Genomic DNA, 17987 nt, shown 5'->3' with positions numbered 1-17987 from the left:
CCATGGCGATCCCCGGAGCCTGCCGCTCCCCGCTCCGCCGCGCGTACGACGTCGTGATCGTCGGCGCGGGCGTGCAGGGCCTCGCGCTGGCGTACGAGCTGGCCAAGCTCGGCGTCCGGGACGTGGCGGTGCTGGACCGGAGCTATCCCGGAGGCGGCGGCAGCGGCCGCAACGGCGAGATGATCCGCTCCGCGTTCGGCTCCCGCGAGTGGACGGGCCTGTTCGACGAGTCGCTGCGCCGCTGGCGCACGCTCTCCGCCGAACTGGACTTCAACGTGCTGTTCTCCGGCAGCGGCTACCTGGTGCTGGCCTCCACGCCCGAGCAGGTCGAGCGGTGCCGGGCCGACGCCGTACGTCAGGCCGCGCTGGGCGTGCGCTCCCAGTTCGTCACGGCCGAGGAGGCGCGCCGGATCGTGCCCGAGGTCAACCCCGATCTCGCGCTCGGCGGCGTCTACCAGGACCACGCCGGGTTCGCCCACCATGACGCCGTCGTATGGGGGTACGCCCGGGCCGCCGCGCGTCTCGGCGTGGAGATCCACACGGGTGTCACCGTGACCGGCGTCGAGGTCGCCGGCGGGGCCGTACGCGGCGTCCGCACCGACCGCGGGGACGTCTCGACGCCGGTCGTGGTGAACGCGGCGGGCGGCGCGGCCAGGGCGATCGCCGAGATGGCCGGGGTGCGGCTGCCGACCCGCACCTGCCGCCTGGAGATGATCGTCACCGAGTCGGTCGCGCCGTTCCTGCGTCCCGCGCTCGCCAGCCTGGAACTGCTCGGCTACTGCCACCAGACGGCCAGAGGCGAGTTCGTGGGCGGAACCGAGTTGCCGTACCCCGACGTCAGCGACAGCCTCAACGGCACCTACACGCTGCTCGCCGACATGGCCGCGAAGTTCGTCCGGCTGCTGCCCCGGCTGGCCGGGGTGCGGTTGCTCCGCCACTGGGCGGGCTTGGTCGACCAGGCGGACGACCTGTCCCCGGTGATCGGCCCGGCGCCCGAGGTCGGCGGGTTCTACCTGACCTGCGGCTGGGTCTACGGCTTCATGGGCGCCCCCGCGACCGGCGCGCTGCTCGCCCGGGGGATCCACGAGGGCGTCATGCCGGAGCTGCTCCGGCCCTTCTCGGTCACCCGCCTGCACGAAGGACGGCTCATCCAGGAGGGCGCCCTCGTGGTGGCCGCGGAGGAGGGGAACGCGGCGTGAACCTGCGCATCACCACCCATCCGTCGGCGTCGCCTGCCAGGTCCAGGCGGGTCGCGTTCACGTTCGAGGGCCGCACCCTGCACGGGTACGAGGGCGAGCCGGTCGCCACGGCGCTGCACGCCGCCGGAGTGCGGGTGCTCTCCCGCAGCTTCAAGTACCACCGCCCCCGCGGCATCGGGCTGACCTGCGGCACCCCCTCGTGCCCCGGTTGCCAGCTCACCATCGACGGTCACTACGGCGTGCCGGGATGCGCCACTCCGCTGCGCGGGGGCGAGTCGGTGCGCCGGGAGCGTGCCTGGCCCGGCGCCGACTGGGATCTGCTCGGGGCGATCGACCGGTTCTCCGCGCTCGTCCCCGCGGGTTTCCAGTTCCGGCTGCTGCGCGGCTCACCCCGGCTGGCCCATCTGGCGGAACGCCTCATGGGCGTGATCGCGGGCGGCGGGCGCACGGTGGCGGCCGAGGTCGCCGCGCGAGCGCTGCGGCCCGGCCTGGGGGAGCGGCGGACCCCGCTCGCCGTCGTCGGCGCGGGCGTGGCCGGGCTGGCCGCCGCCCTGGCCGCCGCCGGGAGCGGGCTGGAGGTGGTCCTGGTGGACCAGGGCGAGGAGCCGGGCGGCGCGCTCCGGGCGGAGACGCGTGACGTGCGCGGCCCCGACGGCGTGGAGGTCCCCGGATTCCGGCTGGTGGCCGACCTCGCGGCCCGGGCGCGTCAGCACGCCTCGATCACGGTGCTCACCGCGTCGACCGCGCTCGGCTGGTACGAGGGCGGGGCGCTGCCAGTGGACACCCCGGACGGCCTGCTGGTGCTGCGCCCCGACCGGTTGCTGGTCGCGACCGGCGACTACGACGTCCCGATGCCGTTCCCCGGCAACGACATCCCCGGCGTGATGATGGCCGGTCCGGTCCAGCGTCTGATCAACGTCGATCGCGTCCGCCCCGGTGAACGCGCCGTCGTGGTGGCCGCCGAGCCGTACGGCTACGGCCTCGCCGAGCAGCTCCACGCCGTCGGCGTCACGCTCGCGGCCGTCGTCGACCCCCGGCCGGAACGGGAGATCCCGGCCGGGGCGTTTCCGGCGGCGCTCGCCGCCGCGCGGGTGCCGTACCTGCCGGGCCACGCCGTACGGGAGGCCACCGGGCATCGTGGCGTGCGCCGCCTGGTGGTCGCCCCGCTTGCGGGTCGCTCGGTCGTGCGGCTCGCCTGCGACACGGTGGTGGTGGCCGCGGGACGGCGACCGGCCGAGGAACTGCTCCTGCAGCGGCTCTACCACGGCGACGTCACGCTCGACGTGACCCGCGACGAGGCGGACGGGCCCTACTCCCTGCCGGGCGGCGTGGCGGTCGCGGGCGGCGCGGCGGGGACGACCGACCCCGCCGCCGCCCTGGCCCACGGCGCCGAGGCGGGCCGCCGCCTGTCCCGATGGAAGCCCGGAAGCGACCTTCCCCTCACCCCTCTCTCGCCCGGCGCGGCCGGGCGGCCGTCTCCTTCAGGAGGAACCAGTGACTGACACCGGCGCGCACGGGATGCTGTCCCGCCGTACGCTGCTCATCCGCGGCGGCCAAGGGCTCGGCCTCCTCGCGGCCTCCGGCGTGCTCAGCGCCTGCGGCGGCGGCTTCTCCGCCTCGTCGTCGAGCGGCGGCGGCGGTGGCGGCACGACCCTGACCGTCGTGAGCTTCGGCGGCGACTACCAGAAGGCGCAGGCCAAGACCATGTGGGCGCCGTACGCCGCCAAGAACGGGATCACCGTGAAGGAGGACGGCCCCACGGACAACGCCAAGATCAAGGCGCAGGCCGAGTCGGGCAACCCGTCCTGGGACATCGTGGTCGTCGGCAACGACTTCGGGAGCGAGTCGGACTCCCGGTGGCTGGAGCCGATCGACTACTCGGTCGTCGACAAGTCGTCCATCGTGGACGGCTACGCGCAGACGTACCGCGTCGCCGCCGACATCGAGGGCACCGTCCTCGCCTACCGCTCCGACAAGACCGGTGGCGCCGCGCCCACCCCCTGGGCGGACTTCTTCGACCTGAAGAAGTACCCGGGCAAGCGCACCGCCTGGAAGTCGGTGGGCGGCGGCATCTTCGAGATCGCGCTGCTCGCCGACGGCGTCGCCCCGGCCGACCTCTATCCGATCGACGTGGACCGGGCACTGAAGAAGCTGTCCACGATCAAGGACCAGCTCATCTGGTGGGAGACCGGCGCCCAGGCCCAGCAGTACCTCGAGAGCGGGGAGGCGGTCATGGGCATGGTATGGATCGCCCGCGCCGTGCTTTCCGCCGCGAACGCCCCCATCACGATCGCCTGGGACTCCTGGCTGTCGCAGGAGGCGTACTGGGTCGTGGTCAAGGGCAGCAGGAACAAGGCCGAGGCGATGAAGCTCATCGCCTACATGACGTCGGCCGGCCCCACCGCCGAGTTCACGAAGTACCAGCCGTACGGACCGGTGAGCAAGGCGGCGCAGGACCAGGTCGACCCCTCGGCGAAGGAGAACCTCCCGACCACCCACCTCGACACCCAGGTCAAGGTGAACGACGAGTGGTGGGGCAAGAACCGCGACTCCGTCAACGACAGGTTCCAGCAGTGGCTGCTCTCCTGAGCCCGCTGTCGCCGAGCGGCCCGGCGCCGGCCGCCGCGCCCGCAGAGAAGGGCGCGGGCTCCCGGCGCGGGACGCGGAACTGGCCGTTCCTGCTGATCGTCCCTGCCCTGCTGGTCCTGCTCGCGGTCTTCGCGTACCCGGTCGCGCAGACGTTCGTCAGCGCGTTCACCACGCCCTCGCCGGGAACCGGCAACTTCGCCTGGTTCTTCGGCTCCTCCGCCAACGTCGCCGTGCTGACCAGGACGTTCTCGACGGCCCTGTGGGCGACCGTGATCTGCCTGTGCCTCGCCTATCCCTACGCGTACCTGATGACGGTGGCCTCCCCGCGGGCCAGGGCGGCGCTGCTGCTGATCGTCATGCTCCCGTTCTGGACCAGCCTCATGGTCCGCACCTTCGCCTGGCTCGTGCTGCTCCAGGACACCGGCGTCGTCAACGGGTTCCTCGGGCTGCTCGGCCTGGGACCGGTGAGCCTGGTTCGCACGCAGGCCGGAGTCCTCATCGGGATGGTCCAGATCCTGATGCCGTTCATGGTGCTGCCGCTGTACTCGGTGATGAGCGGCATCGACCGGCGGCTGCTGACCGCCGCCCAGAGCCTCGGCGCCCGTCCGCTGGTCGCGCTGCTGCGCGTCTTCGTGCCGCTGTCCCTGCCGGGGGTCGCCGCCGGGGCGACGATGGTCTTCATCACCTCGCTGGGCTTCTACGTGACGCCGGCCCTGCTCGGCTCGCCCAGTGAGGCGCTGATCTCGCAGTTCATGTACACGCAGGTCAGCGGAATGCTGATGTGGGGCAGGGGCGGCGCCATGGCGGTCGTGCTGTTCGCCGCCACCCTGCTGCTGATCGGGCTGCTCGGCCTGGCCACGCGGGCCGGCCGCCGGAGCAGGGCGGGCGCCCGATGAGCGCCCGGCTCGCCCGTGCCGCCCTGTGGACCGCGGGCGTCCTGGTCGCCGCCTGGCTGGTGGCGCCCACCCTGGTGGTGATCCCGCTCAGCTTCACCGACAAGGTGTCGCTGACGTTCCCGCCGACCGGCTGGTCGACCAGGTGGTACGCCAACTTCTTCGGCGATTCGGCGTGGACCGCCGCACTGGCCAACTCGCTGCTGGTCGGCGTGCTCGTCGCCGTCGTCGCGACCACCCTCGGCACGGCGGCGGCGTTCGGGCTCAGCCGCTGGACGAACGGAAGGGGAGCGGCCGCCGCGAGCGTGCTGCTGCTCGCCCCGATGATCGTCCCGGGCATCATCCTGGCCATCGGGATCTACGCCGTCTTCCTGAAGCTCGGCCTCGCCGGGACGCTCGTCGGCTTCGTCGCCGCCCACACCGTCCTGGCCATGCCCTTCGTCGTCGTCTCCGTGACGGCCTCCCTGCGTACGTTCGACGAACGGCTGGAGACCGCGGCCGCGAGCCTGGGCGCCGGGCGGTGGGCGACGTTCCGGCAGGTCACCCTGCCGCTGATCATGCCGGGTGTGGTCTCGGGCGCCCTGTTCGCGTTCGTGACCTCGTTCGACGAGGTCGTGGTCTCCCTGTTCATCCAGAGCCCCACCCTCGTCACCCTGCCCGTCCAGATGTATTCGAGTGTCACCCGCGAGACCGATCCCACGCTCGCCGCCGCTGCGACCATGATCCTGGTCCTCACCACGGTCCTGGTCGGCGGTGGGCTCACGCTGGCCGCTAGGGCCTGTATCGAAGTCGGTCAGAGCCATTCGTTGATCGCGGCGATGAGGATCGTTGCTTCGTAGCGGACGGCGAGTTTGTCGTACCTGGTGGCGACAGCGCGGTGGCGTTTGAGCCGGTTGATGCCGCACTCCACCGCGTGGCGCCGCTTGTACATCTCGGGGTCGAAGGCGGGTGGCCGGCCGCCCTTGGATCCCTTGGCGCGACGGTTGGCGTCCTGGTCGGCCTTGCTGGGGATGGTGGCCTTGATCCCACGCCGCCGCAGGTAGGCGCGGTTGGCGGCAGAGGTGTAGGCCTTATCGGCCAGGACGCGGTCCGGGCGGGTGCGGGGCCGCCCCACGCCCAGCCGCGGCACCCGGATGCCGCCGATGACCGCGGTGAACTGCGGGCTGTCACCGCGCTGCCCGGCGGTCAGCACGATCGCCAGCAGCTTCTGCCCCTGCTCGCACGCCAGATGCAGCTTGCTGGTCAGGCCGCCACGAGAACGCCCCAACCCGTGATCGGCGGGCTCGGTGCCGCACCTGCCGCCGGGCGGCTCGGCTTGAAGATCCCCCTTTTCCGTGCCCCGGCGGCGTGCTGATGCGCCCGGGCGATCGTGGAATCGACGCTGACATCCCAGGTGATGCGCCCGGCCGCGTCCGCCAGCGCCTGCAAGGCGGTCAGGATCTGCTGCCAGGTGCCGTCCCGCTGATAGCGCCGGAACAGGGCGTACACCGCTGACCAGGATCCGTAGCAGTCAGGCACATCCCGCCAGGGCGCGCCACTTCGTACCCGCCAGCGGATCCCGTCGATCAACTGCCGTTTGCTGAACAGCGACGGCCGCCCCGACCGTTTGGGTGCCGGCAGCAGCGGCTCCAGTACCGCCCACTGGGCATCGGTGAGGTCGAACCGCCTCGTCACCGCTAAGGTGGCCACGAGGTCTCCGGTTTCAGGTTTGTCTTGGTCGATCAACCCTCTTACCGGAGACCTCTTGCGTTGTCGATCTACAACCTCTCGGACTCCCCGACGCCCCGCCTCAGACCAACTCACGCACCACCGCGAACTTCGATACAGGCCCTAGGAGGAACCGTGCCCGTTGACCGGCCCGAGGGGGCGGCCCTGCCCGCAGGCAAGGGCGCCCGCATCGACCTGAGCGGCATGACCAAGCGCTACGGCGGCTCCGCCGCCGTCGACGACGTCACCCTCACCGTGGAGCCGGGGGAGTTCATGACGTTCCTGGGGCCGTCCGGCTCCGGGAAGACGACGACCCTCAACATGATCGCGGGCTTCACCGACATCACGTCCGGGACCCTGCGGATCGACGACCGGCCCGTGGGTGACGTGCCCGCGCACAAACGGGACATCGGCGTGGTGTTCCAGCACTACGCGCTCTTCCCGCACATGACGGTCGCCCAGAACGTCGCCTTCCCGCTGCGCCAGCGCAAGGTGCCCAGGGCCGAGCGCGACCGCCTCGTCGCCGCCGCCCTGGAGACCGTGCAACTGCCGGGCCACGCCTCCCGCTACCCCCGGGAGCTGTCCGGCGGGCAGCAGCAGCGGGTCGCGCTCGCCCGGGCCATCGTGTTCAGCCCCCGCGTCCTGCTCATGGACGAGCCGCTCGGCGCGCTCGACCGCAAGCTCCGCGAGTTCCTGCAACTGGAGATCAAGCGCATCCACCGGGAGGTCGGGTCCACCTTCGTGTTCGTGACCCACGACCAGGAGGAGGCGCTGATCCTCTCGGACCGCATCGCGGTGTTCAACAACGCCCGCATCGAGCAGGTCGGCACCGCCCGGGACCTGTACGAGCGGCCGGCCACGCTGTTCGTGGCCCGGTTCCTCGGCGAGTCCACGATCCTGCGCGGCACCGCGACGCCGGACGGGCACCGGTCGCGGCTCGACCTGGACGGCTTCGCCGTACGGGCCTCCGGCGGGGTGCGCAGCGGACCGGCCGCGCTGGTCGTGCGGCCGGAACGGCTCCGCCTGGAGCCCGATGGGTTCGACGCCGCCGGGACCGGTGCGAACGCGGTTCCGGTCACGGTGGTGGAGGAGATCTATCTCGGGTCGGCCCGCAAGCTGGAGGTGCTGCTGCCCGGCGGCGGGCGCGGCCTCGTACGCGAGCATGCGGGCACGTCGAGCGACCTGAGAGTGGGCGACCGCGCCCGCCTGTGCTGGCATCCCGACGACTGCGTCCTGCTGCCCGACGACCCCACCACCGAAAGGATCTTCACGTGACCGTCAACGGCGGAGTGTCGTTCTGGTACCGCGAGACGGGGTTGCCCGCGCGACGCCCGCCCCTGGACCGGCCGATCGAGGCGGACGTCTGCATCGTCGGGGCCGGCTACACCGGCCTGTGGACGGCCTACTACCTGAAGAAGGCGCAGCCGGGGCTGGACATCGTCGTCCTGGAGCGCAAGTTCGCGGGCTACGGCGCCTCCGGCCGCAACGGCGGCTGGCTGACCGGCGCGCTCGCGGGGTCGCCCCGCAGGTTCGCCCGCACCCACGGCGGCGAAGGCGTGCACGCCCTCCAGCGGGCGATGAACGAGACCGTCGACGAGGTCATCGCGGTGGCGCGCGCCGAGGGCATCGACGCCGACATCGTCAAGGGCGGCATCCTCAGGGTGGCGCACGCCCCGTCCCACCTGCCGCGCCTGACCGCCCAGGTGCGCGCGGCCCGCGCCTGGGGCGACACCGACGTGGAGCAACTCGACGCCGAGCAGACCACGGCCAGGATCCGGGTGGACGGCGCCCTCGGCGCGTCGTTCAGCCCCCACTGCGCCAGGGTCCAGCCGGCCAAGCTCGTGCAGGGACTCGCGAAGGTCGTCGAGGGGCTCGGGGTGCGCATCTACGAGTCCACCCCCGTGACGGAGATCGTGCCGCACGAGGCGCGCACGCCGTACGGCGCCGTGCGGGCGGACTTCGTGCTGCGTGCCACGGAGGGGTTCACCGCCGGGCTGGCCGGCGAGCGCAGGACCTGGCTGCCGATGAACTCCTCGCTCATCGTCACCGAGCGGCTGCCCGACCGGGTGTGGGAGCAGATCGGCTGGGAGGGCCGCGAACTGCTCGGCGACATGTCCCACGCCTACATCTACGCCCAGCGGACGGCCGACGACCGCATCGCCATCGGCGGGCGCGGGGTGCCCTACCTGTTCGGTTCCCGCACTGACGACGACGGGCGCACGCACGCCACGACGGTGCGCGCCCTGCGTGACGCACTGGTGCGGCTGTTCCCCGCCGTACGGGACGCCGCGGTCGAGCACGCCTGGTGCGGCGTCCTCGGCGTGCCGAGGGACTGGTGCTCGACCGCGACGCTGGACCGCCGGACCGGGCTCGGCTGGGCCGGCGGTTACGTCGGCCACGGCGTGGCCACGACCAACCTCGCCGGGAGGACCCTGCGCGACCTCGTCCTCGGCGCCGACACCGAACTGACCCGGCTGCCCTGGGTCGGCAGGAAGGTGCGCAGGTGGGAGCCGGAACCGCTGCGCTGGATCGGCGTGCGCGGGATGTATGCCGCCTACCGCGCGGCCGACCGGGCCGAGATCGTGGGCGGCCGCACGACGACCTCGCCCATCGCCAGGATCGCCGACGCCGTGGCCCGCCGGCACTGAGCGGCCCAACTCGTACGAACACACACCAGACCAGCAGGAGATCGAATTGACCAGCATCGTCGTACCCGACGCGAGCACTGCCGTCCTCGGACCGGCCGCGCCCAAGCCGACCTCGGTCGAGGGTGACCAGCGCGAGGCGACCCTCGCCGTGTGGACCTCCGAGGACGGCAGGACCAGCGCCGGTGTGTGGGAGTGCACGCCCGGCAGGTTCACCGCCGTACGGGACGGCTACCACGAGATCTGCCAGATCCTCTCCGGGCGGGTGACCGTGGTCTCCGCCGACGGCACGGAGCAGGAGGCCGGCCCCGGCAGCACCCTGGTCATGCCGGCCGGCTGGCGGGGTGAGTGGCACGTCCACGAGACCGTACGGAAGACGTACGTGACCACGCGCCTGTGACTCTTCAGTCCGGGTTTCCCTGGTCTCCCCGGCCGTATCGGCCGAACAAAGCGCAACTTCAGGAGATTTCCACCAGTGTCTGACTTGCCGGTATTGAAGAACTTCGTCAATGGTCGTCACACCGACACGGCCGACGGCGCCACCTCCGAGCTGATCGATCCGTGCGACGGCGAGCCCTACGCCCTCGCGCCCGTGTCCTCGCCGCAGGACGTCGACGTCGCGATGCGCGCGGCGGCCTCCGCGTTCGAGACCTGGCGGGACACGACCCCGAGGGAGCGCGCCCGCGCGCTGCTGCGGCTGGCCGACGCCATCGAGGCGAACGCCGACCGGCTCGTGGACGTGGAGTGCCGCAACACCGGCAAGCCGCGTGGAGCGACCGCGTCGGGCGAGGTGCCGCCGATGGCCGACCAGGTCCGCTTCTTCGCCGGCGCCGCCCGGCACCTGTCCGGACTGTCCGCCGGAGAGTACGCGCCGGGCCACACGTCGATGGTCCGGCGGGAGCCGATCGGCGTGTGCGCCCAGGTCACGCCGTGGAACTACCCGATGATGATGGCGGTGTGGAAGTTCGCTCCGGCGATCGCGGCCGGAAACACGGTCGTGCTCAAGCCGTCGGACACCACTCCCGCCTCGACCCTGCTGCTGGCCGAGATCGCGGCGGAGTTCCTGCCTCCGGGTGTCTTCAACGTCGTGTGCGGTGACCGCGGCACCGGCCGCGCCCTGGTGGAGCACGAGATCCCGCAGTTCGTCTCCATCACCGGTTCGGTCCGGGCCGGCATGCAGGTGGCCGGCAGCGCCGCGGCCGACCTCAAGCGCGTCCATCTGGAACTCGGCGGCAAGGCGCCCGTCGTCGTCTTCGCCGACGCCGACATCGAGGCCGCCGCCCGGAAGATCGCCGGGGCCGCGTACTACAACGCGGGGCAGGACTGCACGGCCGCCACCAGGGTCCTGGTCGCGGAGAGCGTGCACGACGCGCTCACGGCCGCCCTGGTGGAACAGGCGCGCGCCCACCGCACCGGTCCCGGCGTCGCCGAGCCCGACTTCGGGCCGTTGAACAACGCCACCCAGCTCGCGCACGTCTCCGGGTTCGTCGAGCGGCTCCCGGCACACGCCTCGGTCGAGACGGGCGGCGGCCGGGTCGGCGACCGCGGCTTCTACTACGCCCCGACAGTGGTGTCCGGCCTGCGGGAGGGGGACGAGATCGTCCGCAAGGAGATCTTCGGCCCGGTGATCACCGTGCAGCCGTTCACCGACGAGGCGGACGCCCTGAGGATCGCCAACTCCACGGAGTACGGACTGGCGTCCTCCGTCTGGACCAAGGACCACGGCCGCGCGATGCGCATGGCACGCAATCTCGACTTCGGGTGCGTGTGGGTGAACACGCACATCCCCCTGGTCGCCGAGATGCCGCACGGCGGGTTCAAGCACTCCGGATACGGCAAGGACCTGTCGATGTACGGATTCGAGGACTACACCCGGATCAAGCACGTCATGAGCAACATCGACGTGTGAGAATTTCGAATTCGCGATTGATGCGGAGAGCGATTCGGCGTTGAATCGCCGGCTATTCCGTGCCCCCGCCGGGTGCTTTCGTGCCGGGCCCGGAAATGACGGATGGGGACTTCCGTGGCCGGTGGGGACGCGGCGTCCGGCCCGGCGCGGGCCCGCCAGGAACCTTTTTGTCGTCTGTTCACTGTCGAAATAAGTCTCACTACCGTGTCCTCCCGGCAGGGCGCCCGCGCCCTGCGTGAGAAAAGGAGGACGCTACCGATGACTGGTTCCGATAACGGGCTGTACGTGGGCCGGAGGTCCGTGCTGGCCGGTGTGGCGGGCTTGCTGGGAGCGGCGGCGCTGCCCGCGGCCGCCGCGCACGCGGACCCGAAGGAGTTGCCGAACGGGGGTGCGCCGAAGGGGCGGTACCCGTCGAACTGGCCCGAGCTCCAGCCGTACGGCCTCGCGGACACGCGGGTGGACCTGTGGCCGCGTGACGACAACTCCTTCATCCTCCCGCTGGAGCTGCGCCCCCGCGACGAGGAGCTCGGCCGGGTCTGGATGCGGGACACCTACGTCAACTGCTTCGACGTGGGCGGTCGTCCGGTCTACGTCGCCACGGGCACCACCCGGGTGCCCGGGCTGGAGGCGGCCGCCCCGTGGAACGACGGCATCTTCGTGTGGACGGCCACATCCCTGCACGGGCCGTGGAAGCTGGCCGACACGACCGGCATCCGGCCGGACGCCGAGAAGGGCAAGGTGTGGTCGCCCGAGTTCGCCGGCGAGAACCGGCCCGGGCGCACGGTCGTCGCCCCGTGGCAGGAGTACTGGTACGACGACCAGTTCGGCAAGCGCGGCAACGCGTGGGCGCCCGAGGTGCACTACTTCCGCGGCAAGTGGTACATCGTCGCGTGCATGGGCGACCACTCCCAGAAGGTCGGCTCGTTCATGCTCGTGAGCGAGGGCGGGGTGGAGGGCCCGTACCGGCTCGTCCAGGGCAACTACGACAAGCCCTTCGGCGACTCCTTCATCGGCGGGCCCGCCTTCATCAAGCCCGGCGCCTACCACCACATCGACGGCGGCCTCTACAGCGAAGGCGACGAGGCGTGGCTCGTGCTGCACAACAACCTGTACGCGAAGTTCCGGGATGACATGGAGGACATCATCCCGACGACGAACCTGCCGAAGTTCCAGCAGACGCCCTACACGCCCGAGCCGTATCTCGAAGGCGCGTACGTGTTCAAGTACGGCGGCAAGTACTACCTCATCCACGCCGCGTGGGACCGCTCGTCGGTCAACGCCGACGGCAGCACGCGGTACGCCTACGACACGGCCGCCGCCGGCCGCGTGCAGTACCAGTACGACGCGATCATCGCCGTCGCGGACAGCTTCGAGGGGCCGTACTCCAAGCGGTGGACCCTCGGCGTCGGCGCCGGCCACAACAACATCTTCGTGGATCGCAGCGGCCAGCTGTGGGCGACGTTCTTCCGCAACCCCAACTTCGGCTACTGGGCCGACCCGTCGCGCATCGGCGACGCCGCCGTGCCCGGTGTCGTACGGCTGGAGTGGACCGGGCCCGAGGGCAACCGCCTGTACGTGGCGCGCCGGAACCCGGGGCACAGCAAGGACTGACCACCGCGTGCCCGCGGATGGGGGTCCCGGCCGTACGCCGGCGGCCTGAACGGGCTCGCCCGGCCCGTCGGGCGCCGGCGGTGCGGCATCCGGAGTCCGGCGCTACCGTGTGGGACGTCCTGCACGATCACGCCCGCACCGATGTGGCGTCCCCGATCTCGACGGTGAGACCCTCCTCGGCGGCCAGCACGTCACCGCCGAACGCCGGCCTGGCGGCCGCCACGGAGGCGGCCGGTTCGGGGAAGGCACCACAACTGCCGAGCACGGTGACCTGTCGCATCCGCACAGGATGTCAGATCGCGTTCGCGGCCGGGATCGTCGCGCTCATGGTCCGGTCCCGCCACGAAACCGTCCAGCGACATGGTGAAGTGCCAGAGGACCTTGCGGTTCGCAATCGGTCTGGTGGTGCGGTGGAAGCATGGTGGCGCTTCCTTCTGGGAAGATGACCACTTCACGCATAGGCACTTATGCCGTGAGACGTCGCAGCAGCCCGACACAAGGACGAACCCCCCATGAGACGATGCACTGCCCTGGCAGTCGCCGTACTGATCACGTCCGCGTCCGTCGCCGCGGGCCCCGCCGCGGTCGCGCAGGGAGGTCCCCCCGATCCGGTGGACGCGCTCAAGCGGCAGTTCCGCGAGGAGCACGGCGTCCGCACGTCGGAGACGGCACGCGTGTTCTTCGGCGCGAAGTCCAGGAGCGCGTTCCGGATCAGCGGCAGGGTGCAGTTCGGCCCCTCGGGCGTGGTGGCGGTCGACCTGACCTGGCGCGACGTACCCGAGCCTGGGAACGGCCCGGGCGGGAAGCCGTCAGAGAAGGCGCCCTCCTATCGGGTGATCCGGGTCGGCAAGGACGTGTACTACGACGTCGCGCAGTATCCGGGGCCGGTCCCCGACGGCAAGAAGTGGATCCGGAGGAACCACGCCGCGGGCATGACCCGTTACCTCGCCCCGGCCGCCGGCCTGCAGCCCGTCAACGTCTACGACCCGTCCGTCCTGAAGGCGGTGCTGAAGCGGTCGAGGAGCACGCCCGTCTCCGGCGGCCGCCTCTATCAGGGCACCATGAGTCACAAGGAGATGGGCAGGGTCACGAAGGGTCGCTACGTCGACCCGTTCTCGGGACTGTCCGCCAGGAAGAGCAAGGGGAAGATCTCCTGGCGGCTCTGGACCGGCCGCGACGGCCTGGTCGCGCGCCTGGTCACCACCGACACCCTGGGGGCGGCGAAGACGTCGGTGTTCGCGCGGACGGACACGCGCTACACCGGCTGGGGATGCCGTCTCGTCATCACCGCCCCGCCCGCCGACGAGGTCGTCGAGCAGGACGACCTGGCGGGGTACGTCCCCGAGCCCGACCCGGCCCACTAGCTTCGGCCCGGGATGGAGGGGCCGCCGTCGCGGTCAGGCGAGCGCGAGCTCGGCGGGTGCGGTGACGGCGTCGGGGTCGCCCGCGTAGGAGGCGGCTTCGATCACGGCCGTGAGGGAGGCGGGGACGAACCCGGTGGGCGTCCACCTCCGCAGGGGCCGGGTCGAGCCGCGTACGGTGACCCGGGCGGATGCTCCGGCCGCCAGATCGACGGTGGCGAAGCCGAGCAGGACCCGCGTGGGGAAGTCGTCGGCGACCGCGTCGATGCCCGTGGGCCGTCCGTAGAGCTGCACGACGTGGCGGCCCGCGCGTGGGCCGGTGTTGGTCACGGTCACGACGCCGGTGAAGGAGTCGTCGTCGGGAGCGCTGAGCGTGAGGTCGCCGAGGGCGAAGCTCGTGTAGGACAGCCCGAACCCGAGCGGGAAGGCCGGCGTGCGGCCGTCCCGGTCCAGCAGCCGCTGGCCGAACCACTTGTCGTAGGTGATGGCGGTGGCGTCGCGGTCGAAGTACGGCAGGTGCTCCTCGGCGGCCGGGATCGAGTACGGCAGTCGCCCGGCGGCGTCGGCGTCGCCGAGCAGCACGTCGGCCAGGGCCCGGCCTCCCTCGCAGCCGGAGTACCAGGAGACCAGCACGGCGGGGACGGCGTCGCGCCACTCCTCGGTGATGACGGCCCCGGCGGTGACGATCACCACGACGGTGCGGGGGTTGGCCGCCGCCACGGCCCGGATGATGTCGGCGTCGACGGGCCGCAGCCGCAGACTCGCGCGGTCGCCGCCGGCGCTTCCCCCGCTGATGGAGTCCACCGCGCCGGGCTCGGCCAGGAAGGACGCGAACGACTGCCCTGCGGGGTCGTCGCCGGGAGGCGGGAACAGCGCCAGCAGGCCGGGGTCGGCCAGCACGTCCCCGCCGACCCATTCGCCCTCGTCGGCGGCGGTGTAACCCGCGACGACGACGGCGACGTCGGCCTGCGCGGCCGCGGCGGCGGCCGCCGCCGGGTCGTCGTCGGCCACATGCGTGATCCGGGCCTGGGGGAGCGCCTCGGTCAGGCCCCGCAAGGCGGTGACCACCTCAGGGGCGCGTACGTCGGAGGAGCCGTTGTCGCCGGTGTTGGCCACGTCCGCCAGGCGCCCGATGACCGCCAGGGAGGTGAGGGCGTCCCGATGCAGGGGAAGCAGGGGCGCGTCGCCGACCGGGTCGTTCTTGAGCAGCACCATGCCACGGGCGGCGACCTCGCGCGCCAGCGCGCGGTGTTCGGGGCTGAAGACCACGTCGAGCGGGGGCTCGGGCTCGGTGAGCGCGGCGTAGTGGCGCAGCTGGGTGCGCAGGACGCGGCGGGCCGCCCGGTCGACGTCGTCCCAGCTCGCCCGGCCCTCTTCCAGGTCGGCCGGCAGGTGCTGGGCACGCTGCTGGCGGAAGGGCTCCTCCACGTCCAGCCCGGCGCGCAGCGAGGCGGCGGCGTCGCGCAGGCCCCAGATGAAGTCGGAGACGGTGACGCCTTCGAAGCCCCACATCCCGCGGAGCACGCCTTCCATCAGGTGCTCGTTCTGCCCGGCCCACTCGCCGTTGACGGAGTTGTAGGCGGTCATGACACCCGACACGCCCTCGTCCACGATTCGGCGGAAGTGCGCCAGGTAGACCTCGTGCAGGGCCGCGTCGTCGGCGGTGACGTCGACTTTGAAGCGGGCGTTCTCCATGCTGTTGAGCGCGAAGTGCTTGACGACGGCCATGGCGTTGCGCTGCACTCCCCGGGTCAGCGCCGCGCCGAACTCGCCGAGCAGGATCGGGTCCTCGCCGTACGTCTCCTGGACCCGGCCCCAGGCGGGGTGGCGGGGCAGGTTGACGCACACGCCGCCGAAGAAGTTGGCGCCCTGGGCGCGCAGCTCGCGCCCGATGGCGGTGCCGACGCGCTCCTCGAGGTCCACGTCCCAGGTGGCGCCGCGGGCCATGGAGACCGGGAACGCGGTCGACTTACCCATGACCACGCCGCGCGGGCCGTCGGAGAACAACAGGCCGGGGATGCCCAGCCGTTCGACCCGGCCCATCGGGATGGGGGTGAGGTTGTACCCGTTGGTCATCATGTCGGCCATGCCCGGCCAGAACTCCAGGTCCCCGTCGAGCAGCCACAGGCGCTCTTCCCGGGTCAGCTGCGCCAGCAGGTCGTCGGCCGCCTCGTCCACGGGCCGTCCGGCACGCACTGCGGCGACGGCGGCGGAGAAGGCGGTCGGAGAGGTGGTGGGAGAAGAGGGCGTCGACATGCGCACACAGCTCTCTGAACAGGCGCGGCAGGGCTGTCCACCACGCTATCTACCAAACGGTAGATAACCTAGGCTGGTACCGTGATCGAAATCAACCCCCGCCTCCGAGGAGCCAGGACGGCATGACCGCCTCACCGGGACGGCGGCGGCTGCCGCCCGCAGAACGCCGGGAGGAGATCCTCAAGGCGGCCACCGAGCTGATCGCCGCCTCCGGATTCAAGGGCGTCACGCTGGAGGCGTTCGCGGCGGCCTGCGGCATGACCAAGGCGGGGTTGCTGCATCACTTCCGCTCCCGGGAGGAACTGCTCATCGCGGTACTCGAACGCCGGGACACCCTCGACCTCACCAGCGTGGTCGACACGCTGGAACCGGCGCCCGACGCGGCCACCGCCCGCGCGGTCATGTCGGGATTCGTCCGCCGCAACCTCGCGCAGCGCTCGCTCGTGCAGCTGTACACGGTGTTGTCGGCCGAGGCGCTGGACCCCGCGCACCCCGCGCACGCCTACTTCCGGACGCGGCTCCACGAGGGCCGCGCCATGCTGGAGCGCTACCTGCTGGCCTGGCATCCCCATCCGGGTCCGGCCGCCGTGGACCTGCTCGCCTTCCTCGACGGCCTGCAGCTCAACTGGCTGCGTGACGACGGCATCGACTTCCTCGCCCAGTGGGAGGCCTTCGCCGACCGCTTCTTCGCCGCCTGACGTTCAGGGGGCCGCCGGCGCGTACGCGAGGGTGGCGGTTGTCGGCCGTATCGGCGTGTAACCGCAGGTGGAAGGCGTTCGGCGACCTTCCGGAGTGGCGTAATCCCGCCGTTATCCAGGTTTTCCTACCTGGAAGATAGTCTTTGGCCTCATGGAGTTGGCGGACGCGAGACGGCGCCGGGCGGACAGGGCCCGCCAGGTCGCCGACCTGCTGCGGCGGGAGGTCGTGCACGGCGGTTTCGGCGGTGGTCACCTGCCGCTCGAGTCCGCCCTCGCCCGGGAGTTCGGGACCTCCCGCAACACGATCAGGGACGCCCTGGATCTGCTGCGCGACGAGGGCCTCATTGAGCGGTGCCCGGGTGTCGGCACCACGGTGGCCGCGGAGAAGTACCCGCACGGCCTGCACCGGCTGCTCGGCCTCGCCGAGACCCTCCGGGAGCACGGCGAGGTCACCAACGAGGTCCGCGCGATGGGGCTGATCCCGCCTCCGGCCGCCGTCCGGGGACGGCTCGGCCTGCCGCCGGGCGAGTCCGTCGTCTACGTGGAGCGGCTGCGCAGGCTCAACGGGCTGCCGCTCTCGCTCGACCTGACCTACCTCGTACGCGAGGTGGGGGAGCCGCTCTTCGACGCCGACCTCGTGCACAACGACGTGTTCGTGCTGCTGGAACGGGTCGCCGGCCAGCCGCTCGGCGTGGCGGAGCTGACGATCGAGGCCGTGAACGCCGACGCCCACACCGCGGCCGTCCTCGACGCGCCGCGCGGCGCGGCGCTGCTGATGGTCGAGCGTCTCACCCATCTGTCCGACGGCCGCCCGGTCGACCTGGAGTTCGTCAGGTTCCGCGGCGACCGCCTCACCATGCGCGGCCATCTCTGGAGGAACACCGATGACCCTGGTCAATAGCCGTGTCGACGTGCCCGTCACGATCGACGAGTCGCTGTGCATCGAGGGCTGCACGCTGTGCGTGGACGTGTGCCCGCTCGACTCGCTGGCCATCCACGAGGTCAGCGGCAAGGCGTACATGCACGTGGACGAGTGCTGGTACTGCGGCCCCTGCGCCGACCGGTGCCCCGCGGACGCGGTCACGGTGAACATCCCCTACCTGCTCCGATAGAAGGACA

The 17987-nt window shown here is 71.7% G+C and carries 17 protein-coding genes; 14 read left to right on the top strand and 3 right to left on the bottom strand.

What is annotated here, in order from left to right; genetic code table 11:
• Positions 1 to 2: 2 nt before the first annotated feature.
• Genes Msi02_RS17920 through Msi02_RS17900 form a run of 5 tightly spaced genes read left to right on the top strand, consistent with a single transcriptional unit; the run spans position 3 to position 5520 of the window.
• Positions 3 to 1199 (top strand): FAD-dependent oxidoreductase, encoded by a 1197-nt coding sequence (locus Msi02_RS17920; RefSeq protein WP_204049405.1) that lies wholly within the window; start codon positions 3 to 5, stop codon positions 1197 to 1199.
• Complete coding sequence (locus tag Msi02_RS17915; RefSeq protein ID WP_204049404.1) at positions 1196 to 2701, top strand: FAD-dependent oxidoreductase; 1506 nt, start codon at positions 1196 to 1198, stop codon at positions 2699 to 2701. Before Msi02_RS17920 ends, Msi02_RS17915 begins: the two co-directional genes overlap by 4 nt.
• Positions 2694 to 3788, top strand: coding sequence for an ABC transporter substrate-binding protein (locus Msi02_RS17910; RefSeq protein ID WP_204049403.1), 1095 nt, complete (start codon positions 2694 to 2696; stop codon positions 3786 to 3788). The genes Msi02_RS17915 and Msi02_RS17910 overlap by 8 nt, the downstream gene beginning before the upstream one ends.
• Positions 3773 to 4684 (top strand): ABC transporter permease, encoded by a 912-nt coding sequence (locus Msi02_RS17905; protein WP_204049402.1) that lies wholly within the window; start codon positions 3773 to 3775, stop codon positions 4682 to 4684. Before Msi02_RS17910 ends, Msi02_RS17905 begins: the two co-directional genes overlap by 16 nt.
• Positions 4681 to 5520 (top strand): ABC transporter permease, encoded by an 840-nt coding sequence (locus tag Msi02_RS17900; RefSeq protein WP_204049401.1) that lies wholly within the window; start codon positions 4681 to 4683, stop codon positions 5518 to 5520. The genes Msi02_RS17905 and Msi02_RS17900 overlap by 4 nt, the downstream gene beginning before the upstream one ends.
• On the opposite strand, the gene Msi02_RS17895 is transcribed toward Msi02_RS17900, so the two are convergent.
• Positions 5475 to 6355, bottom strand: a protein-coding gene (locus Msi02_RS17895) for an IS5 family transposase (protein WP_373308278.1) whose coding sequence is annotated in 2 segments (ribosomal slippage) — positions 5475 to 5957 and positions 5960 to 6355 — 879 coding nt in all. Because the reading frame shifts where the segments join, the coding sequence is not laid out codon by codon here. The two genes, Msi02_RS17900 and Msi02_RS17895, sit on opposite strands and share 46 nt — an antisense overlap.
• Before the next feature lie 168 nt (positions 6356 to 6523).
• On the opposite strand from Msi02_RS17895, the gene Msi02_RS17890 reads away from it, so the two are divergent.
• The 5 genes from Msi02_RS17890 to Msi02_RS17870 all read left to right on the top strand — a co-directional run bounded on the left by Msi02_RS17890 (position 6524) and on the right by Msi02_RS17870 (position 12553).
• The gene (locus tag Msi02_RS17890) at positions 6524 to 7663 is read left to right on the top strand and encodes an ABC transporter ATP-binding protein (RefSeq protein ID WP_204049400.1); all 1140 of its coding nucleotides are present in this window, start codon (positions 6524 to 6526) and stop codon (positions 7661 to 7663) included.
• Positions 7660 to 9036 carry an NAD(P)/FAD-dependent oxidoreductase gene (locus Msi02_RS17885; RefSeq protein WP_204049399.1) on the top strand — a complete coding sequence of 459 codons (1377 nt, stop codon included), beginning with the start codon at positions 7660 to 7662 and terminating at the stop codon, positions 9034 to 9036. Before Msi02_RS17890 ends, Msi02_RS17885 begins: the two co-directional genes overlap by 4 nt.
• A gap of 46 nt (positions 9037 to 9082) precedes the next feature.
• Positions 9083 to 9433 carry a cupin domain-containing protein gene (locus tag Msi02_RS17880; RefSeq protein WP_204049398.1) on the top strand — a complete coding sequence of 117 codons (351 nt, stop codon included), beginning with the start codon at positions 9083 to 9085 and terminating at the stop codon, positions 9431 to 9433.
• 75 nt (positions 9434 to 9508) lie between these two features.
• Positions 9509 to 10942 (top strand): gamma-aminobutyraldehyde dehydrogenase, encoded by a 1434-nt coding sequence (locus tag Msi02_RS17875; RefSeq protein WP_204049397.1) that lies wholly within the window; start codon positions 9509 to 9511, stop codon positions 10940 to 10942.
• Positions 10943 to 11200: 258 nt separating this feature from the next.
• A complete protein-coding gene (locus Msi02_RS17870) occupies positions 11201 to 12553 on the top strand; it encodes a family 43 glycosylhydrolase (RefSeq protein WP_204049396.1) in 1353 nt (450 codons plus the stop codon).
• 127 nt (positions 12554 to 12680) lie between these two features.
• Here Msi02_RS17870 and Msi02_RS17865 read toward each other — a convergent pair whose 3' ends face one another.
• Positions 12681 to 12833 (bottom strand): hypothetical protein, encoded by a 153-nt coding sequence (locus Msi02_RS17865; protein ID WP_204049395.1) that lies wholly within the window; start codon positions 12831 to 12833, stop codon positions 12681 to 12683.
• Between the two features lie 232 nt (positions 12834 to 13065).
• On the opposite strand from Msi02_RS17865, the gene Msi02_RS17860 reads away from it, so the two are divergent.
• On the top strand, positions 13066 to 13917 hold the full coding sequence (locus Msi02_RS17860) for a hypothetical protein (protein WP_204049394.1): 852 nt from the start codon (positions 13066 to 13068) through the stop codon (positions 13915 to 13917).
• 33 nt (positions 13918 to 13950) lie between these two features.
• Here Msi02_RS17860 and Msi02_RS17855 read toward each other — a convergent pair whose 3' ends face one another.
• Positions 13951 to 16170 carry a glycoside hydrolase family 3 protein gene (locus tag Msi02_RS17855; protein WP_204049393.1) on the bottom strand — a complete coding sequence of 740 codons (2220 nt, stop codon included), beginning with the start codon at positions 16168 to 16170 and terminating at the stop codon, positions 13951 to 13953.
• Positions 16171 to 16292: 122 nt separating this feature from the next.
• Here Msi02_RS17855 and Msi02_RS17850 point away from each other — a divergent pair, with 122 nt between their 5' ends.
• From Msi02_RS17850 to Msi02_RS17840, 3 genes are all read left to right on the top strand, one after another.
• Positions 16293 to 16868, top strand: coding sequence for a TetR/AcrR family transcriptional regulator (locus Msi02_RS17850; RefSeq protein WP_204049392.1), 576 nt, complete (start codon positions 16293 to 16295; stop codon positions 16866 to 16868).
• Between the two features lie 151 nt (positions 16869 to 17019).
• Positions 17020 to 17769: a GntR family transcriptional regulator gene (locus Msi02_RS17845; RefSeq protein ID WP_079312944.1), complete on the top strand. Its 750-nt coding sequence runs from the start codon at positions 17020 to 17022 to the stop codon at positions 17767 to 17769.
• Complete coding sequence (locus Msi02_RS17840) at positions 17753 to 17980, top strand: ferredoxin family protein (protein ID WP_079312946.1); 228 nt, start codon at positions 17753 to 17755, stop codon at positions 17978 to 17980. The genes Msi02_RS17845 and Msi02_RS17840 overlap by 17 nt, the downstream gene beginning before the upstream one ends.
• Positions 17981 to 17987: the final 7 nt, after the last annotated feature.

The sequence above is a fragment of the Microbispora siamensis genome, assembly GCF_016863095.1.
Classification (GTDB): Bacteria; Actinomycetota; Actinomycetes; order Streptosporangiales; family Streptosporangiaceae; genus Microbispora; species Microbispora siamensis.
The sequence above is the reverse complement of the archived record's forward strand: the minus strand, read 5'-3'. Positions and strand labels throughout refer to the sequence as shown.